Source organism: Candidatus Gastranaerophilales bacterium, assembly GCA_028693235.1.
Classification (GTDB): Bacteria; Cyanobacteriota; Vampirovibrionia; order Gastranaerophilales; family Gastranaerophilaceae; genus JAQUVW01.
In genome coordinates this window covers 70,476-82,367 of sequence record JAQUVW010000002.1, presented here as the reverse complement: position 1 = coordinate 82,367, position 11,892 = coordinate 70,476, and the positions used below count along the sequence as shown (strand labels likewise).

General features: G+C 32.9%; 10 protein-coding genes. 5 read left to right on the top strand and 5 right to left on the bottom strand.

Annotated elements, in window-relative coordinates:
- Positions 1 to 4 precede the first annotated feature (4 nt).
- The 3 genes from PHV37_03475 to PHV37_03465 are packed head-to-tail and all read left to right on the top strand — an operon-like array spanning position 5 to position 1,122.
- Positions 5 to 331, top strand: a complete 327-nt coding sequence (locus PHV37_03475) for an Hpt domain-containing protein (protein MDD3237138.1) — start codon at positions 5 to 7, stop codon at positions 329 to 331.
- Positions 324 to 710 (top strand): response regulator transcription factor, encoded by a 387-nt coding sequence (locus tag PHV37_03470; GenBank protein MDD3237137.1) that lies wholly within the window; start codon positions 324 to 326, stop codon positions 708 to 710. Before PHV37_03475 ends, PHV37_03470 begins: the two co-directional genes overlap by 8 nt.
- Positions 703 to 1,122 (top strand): hypothetical protein, encoded by a 420-nt coding sequence (locus PHV37_03465; GenBank protein ID MDD3237136.1) that lies wholly within the window; start codon positions 703 to 705, stop codon positions 1,120 to 1,122. Before PHV37_03470 ends, PHV37_03465 begins: the two co-directional genes overlap by 8 nt.
- Here PHV37_03465 and PHV37_03460 read toward each other — a convergent pair.
- Positions 1,119 to 3,230, bottom strand: coding sequence for a PocR ligand-binding domain-containing protein (locus tag PHV37_03460; GenBank protein MDD3237135.1), 2,112 nt, complete (start codon positions 3,228 to 3,230; stop codon positions 1,119 to 1,121). The two genes, PHV37_03465 and PHV37_03460, sit on opposite strands and share 4 nt — an antisense overlap.
- A 293-nt stretch (positions 3,231 to 3,523) precedes the next feature.
- On the opposite strand from PHV37_03460, the gene PHV37_03455 reads away from it, so the two are divergent.
- Positions 3,524 to 4,384 carry a GRP family sugar transporter gene (locus PHV37_03455; GenBank protein MDD3237134.1) on the top strand — a complete coding sequence of 287 codons (861 nt, stop codon included), beginning with the start codon at positions 3,524 to 3,526 and terminating at the stop codon, positions 4,382 to 4,384.
- Here the strand turns inward: PHV37_03455 and PHV37_03450 are convergent.
- From PHV37_03450 to PHV37_03435, 4 genes are all read right to left on the bottom strand, one after another.
- Positions 4,367 to 5,635: a glutamate-cysteine ligase family protein gene (locus tag PHV37_03450; GenBank protein MDD3237133.1), complete on the bottom strand. Its 1,269-nt coding sequence runs from the start codon at positions 5,633 to 5,635 to the stop codon at positions 4,367 to 4,369. The two genes, PHV37_03455 and PHV37_03450, sit on opposite strands and share 18 nt — an antisense overlap.
- Positions 5,623 to 6,615, bottom strand: coding sequence for a hypothetical protein (locus PHV37_03445; GenBank protein ID MDD3237132.1), 993 nt, complete (start codon positions 6,613 to 6,615; stop codon positions 5,623 to 5,625). Before PHV37_03445 ends, PHV37_03450 begins: the two co-directional genes overlap by 13 nt.
- 85 nt (positions 6,616 to 6,700) lie before the next feature.
- Positions 6,701 to 8,404, bottom strand: a complete 1,704-nt coding sequence (locus PHV37_03440) for a metallophosphoesterase (GenBank protein ID MDD3237131.1) — start codon at positions 8,402 to 8,404, stop codon at positions 6,701 to 6,703.
- 82 nt (positions 8,405 to 8,486) lie between these two features.
- Positions 8,487 to 9,692, bottom strand: coding sequence for a hypothetical protein (locus PHV37_03435; GenBank protein ID MDD3237130.1), 1,206 nt, complete (start codon positions 9,690 to 9,692; stop codon positions 8,487 to 8,489).
- Positions 9,693 to 9,920: 228 nt separating this feature from the next.
- Here PHV37_03435 and PHV37_03430 point away from each other — a divergent pair, with 228 nt between their 5' ends.
- Positions 9,921 to 11,888, top strand: coding sequence for a phospholipase D-like domain-containing protein (locus tag PHV37_03430; GenBank protein ID MDD3237129.1), 1,968 nt, complete (start codon positions 9,921 to 9,923; stop codon positions 11,886 to 11,888).
- Positions 11,889 to 11,892 lie beyond the last annotated feature (4 nt).

Here is an 11,892-nt window from a genome sequence, read left to right as displayed (position 1 = left end):
TTTAATGGCTGATTTGAAGGATACTATAAAAATGTTGAGAAGGGCATATCTTAAAAAATTGGAAAAAGATGTTGTCCAAATTGAAGAATACCAACAAGAAGAACACACCATGCAAACTTGCTTGGAATTATTAGACATTGTCCATAAAATAACAGGTACAGGTGGCATGTATGGTTTTAAAAATCTCTATAATGCTTCTAGTGTTTTTGAAGAATATTTACTTTCAATAAAAAAACAGCAAACTGAAATTGAACAAGATAAAATGAATAATTATCTTGATTCTTTGGTTTCAGCCATTCATAATACAATTGAGGAGGGCGTAGATGCCTGATGTTGTTATTGCAGATGATGAAGAATTTGTAAGATATTTCCTTCGAGGATTATTAGAAAGTATTTTCTTTGATGTTATTGAAGAAGTAAGCTCTGGTGATGCTTTATATCCTGTTATTTCTGAAAAAAAACCTGATATTTTGCTTTTAGATATTAATATGCCGAACTTAAAAGGTAATGATTTTTTAATGCAGTACAAACAAGATTTATCAAAGATTTGTGTCATTGTTTTAACCGTTTCTACTTCTTCTGAAATAGAGGCTCAATTAAAAGCTGAAGGATTTACGCATTTTTTGAGGAAAAATAATACTCCTGAAGATATTACATCCTATATTCAAAAGGCTTGGAGTGAATTTTCAAAAGGAGTTTACAATGTTTAAACCCGAGTTTTTAGAATATTTGGTAGATAAAACAGGACTTGATATAATTCTGATAGGTACTCTTATGGAGGGAAGTCAGGATTCTTATGAAGTTGCAAAAAAAATAATTACCGAATGTGGCATAGAAAAACAAAAACTGGGCGAAATATGGGGTAATTATTTAGGATTTGCGTATGTAGACCCTATGAATACACTGGTTGATAAACAATATGTAAATAAATTAGGGAAAGAATTTATTTTATCAAATCATGTTCTTCCTTTGTGCAAGTTTATAAGGGCGGTCACTATAGCGACAAGCGATCCTTTGAACCCTTATATCCAAGATAAAATAGAGAAACGATTAGATGAACTTGTTAGTTTTGTATTTTGTTTCCCATTTGATATTGAAGAGTATTTAAATAAAAATTATTAATTTGCTTTCGGTAAATGCACGAAGAAAGTTGTTTGACCGTCAGAAGAAGTGTAACCTATTTTTCCGCCCATTTTTTCAATAAGCAGTTTTGAGATAGTTAAACCTAAACCAATACCACCTTTTTTTCTTGTGTCAGAAGCATCTATTTGTGAAAATTTTTCAAAAATTGATGCTGAGCCCTCTGGTATTATAGGGCCTTTGTTTGTCACTCCTATATGAATGTTGTTATTAATACATTTTGCGATAAGACTTACTTTGTTGTCAGGTAGTGAAAATTTAATAGCGTTTGTCAATAAGTTGCTTAAAACCTGCATAAAGCGTTTTCTATCAACTTTAATATTAATATCATCAAGGTCTATATCTGTAAAAATCGGTATTTGAGCTTGTTCTGCGTATGCTTTGTTGTCATTAATAACGCTTTCAATCATTTGTTTAACATTATTGAAATCATTGTCGAGTTTGATATTATCTGTTTCGAGTTTTTCAAGATCTAATATATTGTCAATAATGCCACATAATCTTTGAGAGTTGCTGTTTGCAATTCTGAGTAGTTCTTTTGCTTTTTCTGGGATTTCTCCTACAAGCCCGTTAATAACGAGTTCCAAACCGCCTCGGATTGAAGTAACAGGAGTTCTCAATTCATGGCTTACTATAGATACAAATTCTGATTTAATTTGGTCTACTTCTTTTATATCAGTTACATCTTTAACAATTCCTGCGGTTGCTATAACTTCGCCGTTTTTGTCAAAAACAGGGGATTTATATCCTTCGACATATCTTTTGATGCCTTTGACCATGGATTCTTTCTCAAAGAAAATAGACTGTTTGCTCTCAATGACCTTCCTATCTTCTTCTTGTCTTATTTTTCCGGCATTTGTACCAAAAATTTCAAAATCATCTTTGCCGAGTATTTCTTCTATTTTGTGTCCGTACATTTGTAGAGCAACTTTATTAACTGTTAGATATTTTCCATCTTTATCTTTTAGCCAAGCTGTATATGGTAAATTATTTAAAAGAGCTTTTTCACGTTCTTGTTGTATATAATTTTCTTGGTGAAGTTTTGCCTTATTAAGGGCAACCTCAATTTGAGCGGTAATTACTCGTAATGTATCTTCGCTCATTTTTGTCCAAGGTCTGTTTTCGTAATATTTAGCTAGCACAATAACCATGACAGAATCGTCAGTACGACAAAAAGTTTTTGACATAGTGGTTTTAATTTTATGATTCAAATAGTATTTTTTTATTTGAGGAGGTACACCGACTTGTTCAATATCATCAAAGATGGTTATTTCGTTTCTTTCGAGTAGTTTTTTATTCCAAAAATCAAGTACTTTTTGATATTCTTCAGTAGACAAATGTTCTTTAATGGTATAAATTGAAGGATTAATTGTATAGTCACATTGAAGCTCAGGACCTTGTTCTGAAAACTTCATTATTATAACTCTTTCGATATTAAATAAATCAGCAATTTCTTTGCACATTGGTTGCAAGATTTCTTCTTTTTCATTACTTTCATTTATAATTCTTAGAATTTTTTCAATAGAAGCTCTTACTTTTTGTTCTACGATAAGCTTGTAATTGTTATATGCCATTTCGGATACGGTATTAGCTATTAACCAAAGGCTTTTAGCGACGATTTCCAATTGTTCTTTGGGAACGTATTTTATTTTTCTATAAGCTTCGATGTATTCTTCTTCGTTTATGTCGTATTTTTTGGCTAATTGTCTGATTTTTTTCTCATCAAGCTTATCGGTTCTTACTTGTCCACAAAGGATAGAGCCGATGTGTTTCCCTTCGATGGTGATAGGCACGGCAAAATCGGTCAAACCGGCATGGCAAGAATAGATTACTGGTTTTTTTTCTTTTAAAGCTTTTTCTCCGCCTTTTAAGTCACAGTGGAGGCAATTTTTCATACCTTCTTTAGATTTACGTGTTTTACAAACACAAAAATCAGTGAAATTCGAAGGTTTTGTAAACGGTTTTTCATTATCAATTGTTATAGCAGCAAAACCCAATGTGTCAGCAAAGTCATCTTGAATTCTTTGCATAAAATCAATGTCAATAATATCTGAAAGTTTAAATAAATCTTTATCAAGACTATTATACATTAACAAAAACCTTTCTTTGAGAAATCTCGTAGGTGGTATTAAACACTATGCTTAGCAATTATAACATATAATACCTTGAAAGGAATAGGGTGAAAGGATTAGTTGTCACAATTGAGATAAAAATACAAGATTAATCGTGAATTATATACAAGTGTTGTTCCCCCTTAAATACTATTTATAACAGCCTTATGGTGTTATTTATTTCACGATTGTGGAGGTATAAATTTTATTATTTATTTTTATAAAAGCGATTTTTAGCTAAATTTGATATAAAATTAATAAGGAGCTAGAGAGTGGAATTATTATACACATCAATTATTTTAAGAATTTTGTCTAATCCAGTTGCAAATGTTGTCCAAAAAAAATTGGTAGGCACAGGCAGAGATGTATTTCGTGTTAATTTTTTTACTTATATTCTTTTAGGCTTTTGCTGTTTAATATATCTGCCATTGTTTTTTAATAATAATTATTCTTTAAAATTTTGGGAATATGCTCTAATTGGTGGCTTTTTCGGAGCTTTTGGAAATGCTTTTTTAATAAAGGCATTAAAAACCGGTGAATTATCGGTTTTGGGGCCGATAAATTCTTATAAAGCAGTTGTGGGTCTCATTTTTGGTATAATTTTACTTGGCGAAATTCCTAAAATTTATGGCTTGATTGGAATGTTTTTTGTAATTTTAGGCAGTTATTTTGTATTTGATACGTTAGAGGAAAAATTTACTTGGAAAATATTTTTAAGGAAAGATGTCAGGTATAGACTGTTAGCCTTGATTTTTACCGGAATAGAGGCAATTTTTATCAAAAAAGTTATTGTTTTATCTTCACCTTTGGCATCATTTTGCGTGTGGTGTTGGTTCGGTGCTTTGTTTTCGTTTTTGATTTTATTTTTCAAATCAAATAACGTTAATCGAAAGATTAAGCCTGAGGATATTTCTAAATATATTTTATTGGCGGTTTTGATGGGATTAATGCAACTTTCGACCAATTTTGTTTTTGAAAGAATGAATGTCGGGTATGCTCTTTCTTTGTTTCAACTTTCGACGTTGGTGAGTGTTTTTTTAGGGTATCGTATTTTTCACGAAAAAGAGATAAAAAAGAAACTGGTTGGGGCGAGCATAATGATATTTGGTGCGATTTTAATTATTTTGCAATGAGTCAATGATTAAATCAGCAGGGGTTTTGTTTTTTGCCAAAAGGCTCATTATCGGTTGAAGATAGGCTTCTTCATTAAGATTCATTTCTTTTAAACTATCAAATGCAATCGAGAAAAGTTGAAGGGCTAAATCCCTTATAGGTTCTGTAAGTCCTGTTTTTGGAGTATTTTGTCTTAGGAGTGATATTTGATAAAAATTCAGATTTTCAATAAGTTTTTTAGCTTTGTTAAAATATTTTGCGTTATATAAAAGTCCCTTCCAAAAAGCAGGAATTGCTTCGACGAATTCTCTTTTTTGGCTGTCGTGATTTCTTATCTCAATATAATTTTTAAGCCTAACGTCAGGGAAAAACAGGCTCAGGTGGGTGAGCCAATCTTGTTTTGAAGCTTGTAGGCCTTTAAAACCAGATTTGATATATTCTCTAAATGTCAAATCTGATATAGGAATAGAAATACCGTCTTTTTCTACAAAAATCATCGGAACATCAAGAAGTATTTCCATATATTTTTCAAAGGAAAAATCTTGAGGATTTTCAACTAAATTTTTTGATACAAGTCCGCACCTGTCGTTGTCCATGTGAAGCCAACTATTGGCTCTAAAAGATTTGTATCCGTTTAGTTTGCCGTTTCTTACAGGAGAATTTGCAAAAACTGCACTGATAATTGGGCTCAATTTTAGGGCAAGTGCTAATTTTTCCATAGCGTCTTTTTCACTGTTGTAGTCAAAACTTGCTTGGATACCAGCTGTTTCTCTCATCATAACAAAGGGGTATTCGCCTTTTGTCGGCAAATATCGTGACATATATTCATATCGTTTTTTAGGAATAATGTTTATATTTTCAAACGTAGAGAGAGGTTGAGCTCCCAGTTCTAAAAAAGATATATTGAGATTTTCGCAGGCAGTATAAAGCTGACAAAGGTAGTTGTCTATATTTTCATGGATTTCATTTATTGTATTTAAAGGTTTAAAGCTTATTTCTACTTGGCTTCCCGGTTCTAGGGAAATATTTCCGAGGGAGCCTGATAACCCCAAAAGGGCACCATCTTTATATGTTTTTTCCCAGTTTGCAGATTTAAAATTCAATAAGAGTTTTTTTATATCTTCATAGCCAACAGCTTTGTTAGAATTTTTATAAACGGCAATTTTTTCGAATTCAACTCCTATTTTTTGAGTTTGTTTTATGCCATCGAAAAATATTTCTAATAAATCATCTTTATTTTTTATGGTGTTTTCTTGTGCTAGTTCAAGCATAAATCACGTGTCATAGCCTTTGTTTTGTTGTTTATAAGGTTTATTATATCCTTCATAACGATAGTGTGGAAATTAATCCCGTAAGTTTTATTAATTTCTCTAAAGAAATAACATGGGCTTGTAACATTTATTTCGATTATATTTTCATCAATCACATCGAGCCCGACCAGATATAAACCTTGCTTGTTCAATGTTTTTGCGACATCTTCAGCGATTAATTTTTCTCGAGGAGTCAGTTTTGTAGCTTTGAAAAAATTATCAGAGTGAGTGTTGAATTTAAAATCTCTGTCGCCGGGTAATTTTTGAATTGTTTCATCGTAGACTTTTTCTCCGACAATCAATACTCTTTTGTCGCCTTCTGTAGCTTTTTTCAAATATTTTTGAACCATGACGGGAGTTTTTTCATTTTCAGTCAAGGAAGATACAATGGAGTTCAAGTTTTTGTCTGTTTTATTTAAATAATATACTCCGCTTCCAAAGCATCGATTGAGTGGTTTAATAATTGCTTCTTCATTTTCGTCAACAAATTCTCTAATCAAACTTTTTGAACTTGTTACGATGTTTTTTGGGACATAATTAGGGAAATAATTAATATGAAATTTTTCATTGAAGTCCTTAATTTTAGAAGGGTCGTTAATCAAGAGGGTTTTTTCTCTGTCGACGAAATCGAAAACGTAACAAGCGTCAATATAATTAACGTTTACGGGTGGGTCGGGTCTAAAGAAAACGACGTCATAATCATTAATAGGATGATTTACAAAGTGCTTTTCACAAAAAATATCATTATTTTTCAAAAAAGAGGGCTGAGCTTTCGTGTAGCCGATGGAATTTTTAATATAAAGCGAGTTTTTGGTTGTAATGTCTACTTTGTAGCCTCTTTCCAAAAAACCTTTAATAATCCAAAAATTTGAGACTAAATCATTAAATTCAAAATACTTAAGTTCAAGTTCATCGATAACAAACAAAATACTTTCAGACATAAAAATTCCTTCTTTTCTTGCCATTATCGTAGCAGTAAAAAGAAAAAATACAATTAAACGTGACATTTTGTGTCGAATAATTCGTTTAGGTTATTATTCTATAATCGAGATTTAAATCAATTTCTTTAGCGCAATTTTCTGCGAATTGTCTAAAATATGCGTCGACTGGAATATTTGTGTTTTCGAAATTTTTGATTGAGTCGTGGAATGGCTTATTCGTTGATTTTACGAACAATTTTTTAGGCAGAGCTACATTGTAATTTTTTTCAGGGTCAATAGGCTCAAATTCTCCAAATTCGTTTCTTATTTGAATGTATTGATAAGCACATTTCGGGTTTTTGGAGTTAATGTTTATGTTGTTTTGGCTCAAATCCTGAATAGCTGCTTTGTTAATTACGATTCCTGAAAATTGATTTAAGGCGTTTCTGCTTGGGCTTGATAGATTGTCAATAACATTTTCGTAAATATAGCTTGCGAGTATTTGTCCTGAAATCGAACCTACCATTACATTTGCGAGTTCTCCTGCTATTCCTTTCATAAGGTCTATGTTGTCCATATTTATAATTGGTCTGTTGGTTGATGTGGGGAGATTTTTTCTAAACGCAGTTGAACCGACTCCAAAAACCGTTACTTCAGGGTGTTCTTTTTTGATTTCTGAGTAAACAGCGTCGGTGCAGAAATTTGCCAAATCATTATTTTCATATCTTACATTGTCAATGCTTAATTCAGAGCGACCGAGGGGGTCTTTTATTGAAAAAATCGGTGATAAATCTTTTTTGAATAAATAGTTATAAAGAGCTTGAATTGGGTTTTTAGGGTCAATGTTTTTAAAATCGGTATAATGTGGTTTTGAGCTTACTGTGATATTGTTGTCGTCGTCAAAATGAATATTTACGCCTTCAATTTTTTGAGCATTTTGAGAAAGCGAAACAATTCGAGTGATTTTACCGTCATCATTTTTTACGTAGGATAATTTATCTTGATGGTCGTGAGCGTTCAAAATCAAGTCAATATTTTGCACGTTTCTGGCAATGGTTTTTGAAACGGGCTCTCCGGCGTGGCTCATAAGCATGACGGCTCCGTCAGGGTTTTTTTCTTTAAATTTATCTACGATTTCTTTCAGAGCAACGCAAGTTTCTCTGGCATCTTTTTCTTTTAAATCCGCATCTTTAATATTTTTAGTGCCAAAAAGTCCCAATCCGGAGATATCTTCTTTTACGAGATAATCGATGTTTATGGGGATTATGCCGAGTGCCAAAACTTTGTGGATTTTTTTAGGGTCTTTGTCGTCAGGAATTTCAAGTATTTTTGATTCAGAAATTTTATTTTTACTTGATTTGTCTAAGTTTTTTATATCAGGGGCATTTTCTATATGAGAGTTTGATATTATTGTGTCCATGTCTATGTTTTTTGTGTTTTCAAGAAGCACTTTTGAGCCACCGTCAAGACAGTGATTGCCGGGGGTATAAAGGACTTTTAAATCGGGTACAAAGCTTTTGGTTTTTTTAATAATTGCGTTCAAAAATACAGATTGGTATTGTCCGGTCGTCATTTTAGGATATGTTAAAAAGCCTTTTTGTGTAGGGTTCATAAACCAATCCCCTACAACAGCCAAAAGGTTTAAGGTGGATGGGGCTGATTTTTTTATGAAGACATCGTCTTTGCTATCTTTAATATTTTGGTATAAAGGTATAGTACTTTTGGTGTCACCGTGAGTGTCACTTAAAGCCAAGATATTTACATCTGCTTGTTTAAAGCTTATGTTGTGTCCTAAGTTAGAATTTAGCATGAAAAATCCACATTAACCTTATATTCATGTTAAGTTTTTAAATTGTAGAAATTGCCAATTTCGAGAGAAAAATAAACAAAATTTAATACATCATACCGTATTGTTGATAACCGCCCATCATCCTCATATAGCTGGTTAGTGCTTTGTTTATTTCTTCTTTTGCTTTTGCATCTTTAATCATTTGTGATTTGTAATTTAGAGTCGACAATAAATCAGTGCGTTTGCTCATCATTTCTTTCGCATAATCAGCAATTTTGTTTTGTGGTGCCAGCTCTAGCTTTTGGACCAAAGCACGTTCAAGAATATCTGCCTCTTTGGCACTTTTGATGCTATTCAAAGATTCATACATTTGAGTATATTTTTCTTCTTTATTTTCCATAAAATCAATGGCAAGTACCATGCCTGCTTTTATGTCGCTTTTATTTTTGTATTTAGGATTTGTCAACAGATTGTTCCAAGTTTGATTTTTGTCTTGAGATTCAAAGAGTTTTTTGAAGGCAAATCTGGCGTTTTTGTTTTCAGCTAAGGGGCCGGTAAGCTCATAGACTTTGTCGCCGGCAAGGGTCATTCCATATTTGTCGAGATAGCCGTAGTCAATTTTGTAACCATTGATAGTATTACCTTCGCCGTCATCTCTCGGCACAAGTCCTAAAAGTAGAGGGTTTGTGTTGTGTTTTGGTTTTGGAGTTTTATCGTTGATAAATTTTGTAACCATGTATCCTGAGTCTAAATCGCCAAAGTAGAAATTTGTACGGTTTGAGTTATGTCCTGCATTTTTTTGCCAGTATAAGGCACGATTAATCTCTATATAGGGACCTGTTTGTCTATCATTATCGGTATATGTATGAAAAACTTTGATAATATAATCTGTTTTTCCGTTCAGACCGTCAATTTTGTAGCCGTATCCGGCTGAACCTCGTCCACGTTCATTTAGCTCGAGTTTTTGCTTTTTGTCGATTAATCCCGCATTGTAAAAGGCTTTGGTTAATTTTTTTGAAGCTTTCTTTTTTGCTCTTGTAGTGTAATCGTATTTTCGCAGGGTTTCAGGTATATCTTTCATTTCGCTGTAAAATATTTTAATTGTATTTTGCCGTTGTTCTTTAGGTATTTTAGCCATCCATTCCGGAGGGAGAGTCCCGGCTGTGCCGTTTGCTTTCGGGTTTTTCAAAGATACAATATTAATTTCTGAATTATTTTCATATATCTTTTTTTTAAGGTCATTTGTCAGACCTGTAAAAGACTGTTTAGTAGAATTTTTAGCATAATTTGGCTGAATGTAAACTTTCATATATTAAAAAACACCATTAGTAACTTGCATGTATATAAGTTTCCTAAAAGAAAAAGTTGCCGATAAGTATAAAATATTCCCAAACCCCTGTTTTTGTTAGTCTTAAATATCGGGTCAATTCTATAGTGAAATGATTGTAAATTTTTATAATTTAAGTATATACAATTACTTGTCAAGAATTACTATAAGTGTAATAATTAAACATTACTTGAGGTGCCGGAGTAAAAGATGAGTTTGAGTTTAGTTGTTAATCCGTTTCGATTTTCACAAAAACCTGTTTTAGTTCCCTTTCGAGGTAAAAAAGAAGATAAAAATACCCTACCTCCAGTTGATGTGAAAACTCCCAAAAAAATGAACCCTGTAGAATTGCCGGGCGTTTCTTATTTTATGGCGTCAAAAATTATCGAAAGTTCCAATAAGTTTGGAATTTCTGTTGATGATTTTTTGCGTCAATATTTGAAACATTTAACATTTGTTCCGCAAGTTTTGCCGGAGCCGAGTAAAACTGCCCAAGTCGGAAAAACTAACGTCACCACATTGATTGATGGTGGGCAAATTTTTGATAAAACGATTGAATATATAAAAAGTGCTGAAAAATCAATTCAGGTTGAAATGTTTGAATTTCAAAACCTTAAAGTAGATGGTCACAAATGGCCGGCAAATGGAGCTGAAGTTACTCCGGGGTTTGAAGAACAAAAAAGCATTTTGCCGATTTTAATTTCCAAGAAAAAAGAAAATCCGAATTTAAAAGTGCAAGTTATACTGGACGCTCATAAGTGGTATATGAACGGAAACGGCGAAAAAGACCGTCATTACAACAATCAAGATATGATTAAATACCTCAAGGAAAATGGTATAGACGTAGTGCCTTATCCGAGGGCTGCTCAAAACGGTGCAGCTTTGCAGCACGTCAAAATGCTTGCTGTTGACGGCAAAAAGGTTATTATGGGCGGTATGAACTGGGGCACACACTCTTGTGCTAATCATGATGCTTGCGTTGCGATTGAAACTCAAACAAAATATAAAAATTCCGAAGTGGATAATATAATTGAGGATATTTTTAATACAGACTGGAAATTTGCATGGCAAAGACTCGGCAAAACAAAACTTGTAGCCGGTCCTTTATCGGAAGAAGAACAAGACGCTTATTCAGGCATGAGGAAAGAAATTAAACAAGAAAATGTGGACTACATGAATGTGGTCGGTGCTATTTATAATAAACCTGAATATCTTCACAGATATGACCCTGCAGATTTGTCAAAACTTGATTTGATTAAAACACAACCTATAGAAAATCCAAAAATTAAAGTGTTGGCGACAAAACCTAATGAACTCAAATACGTTGGTGGCGAAGGTAAAGAAACCACACGCAAATATTTGCAAGATAAGTTAAATACCGCAAGCAAAGTTCGTGGCGAGCTGTTTGTCTTGTCGGATAAAGAACTTATTCAAACAATTGTTAAAAGAACAAAATCAGGCGATTTAGATGCCAAATTTATAGTTTCTTCAGATATTTTAGAAGAATTTCCGTATTGTAGAAAGGCATACAACGAGCTTGTCGCAAATGATGTGCCCGTGAGATTGTATAATTTTGATGAAAAAATTAATCAAAGAATGCACGGCAAATGGGCAGTTTTTGACGATAAAGAAATCTTGATTGGTTCTACAAACTGGTCTGCAATGGGCTTGAATCAAAATCTTGATAAAGGCAAAAGAGAAGATTATGAACTTTTCGCAGAAAAAATAAACGAAGAAATAAAGGAATATTTAACAAAAGTAAAAGAATTCGAAGATGAACTAGGCTTGCCACCATTGTCACGCCAGCATTTAGACTATAAAGAATTGCTTGCCAGAAGAGCATTGTTAAAGCAAACTATCAATAGTTTAAACAAGTTCGGGGCTGCACAGGTCGAAATGGAAGGGCAAAAATACAACTTTACAGATGAGCAAAAATCTACACTTTGTACGGTTCAAGGATACTACAAAATCATCAAAGACAGAGAAAATGCAAAAGAAAAATACAAAAGAGGCAACAATGAATGTGCTATCGCTTTTGAAAAACCGTCTTTGGCAAATGTATTCACCAAACAATTTGACAAAGATTGGAATCATTCGGTTTCAAACTTTGATGTATTGAAAGACAAAGTGTTGCAATTGCAAGGTGAACCCTCATCTAACTTGGATATAATAGGATAGATTT

Bases quoted from the DNA above. Each gene is read 5' to 3' on its own strand.
- PHV37_03475 (MDD3237138.1), top strand. From the start codon at position 5: ATGGCTGATTTGAAGGATACTATAAAAATGTTGAGAAGGGCATATCTT.
- PHV37_03470 (MDD3237137.1), top strand. From the start codon at position 324: ATGCCTGATGTTGTTATTGCAGATGATGAAGAATTTGTAAGATATTTC.
- PHV37_03465 (MDD3237136.1), top strand. From the start codon at position 703: ATGTTTAAACCCGAGTTTTTAGAATATTTGGTAGATAAAACAGGACTT.
- PHV37_03460 (MDD3237135.1), bottom strand. From the start codon at position 3,230: ATGTATAATAGTCTTGATAAAGATTTATTTAAACTTTCAGATATTATT.
- PHV37_03450 (MDD3237133.1), bottom strand. From the start codon at position 5,635: ATGCTTGAACTAGCACAAGAAAACACCATAAAAAATAAAGATGATTTA.
- PHV37_03445 (MDD3237132.1), bottom strand. From the start codon at position 6,615: ATGTCTGAAAGTATTTTGTTTGTTATCGATGAACTTGAACTTAAGTAT.
- PHV37_03440 (MDD3237131.1), bottom strand. From the start codon at position 8,404: ATGCTAAATTCTAACTTAGGACACAACATAAGCTTTAAACAAGCAGAT.
- PHV37_03435 (MDD3237130.1), bottom strand. From the start codon at position 9,692: ATGAAAGTTTACATTCAGCCAAATTATGCTAAAAATTCTACTAAACAG.
- PHV37_03430 (MDD3237129.1), top strand. From the start codon at position 9,921: ATGAGTTTGAGTTTAGTTGTTAATCCGTTTCGATTTTCACAAAAACCT.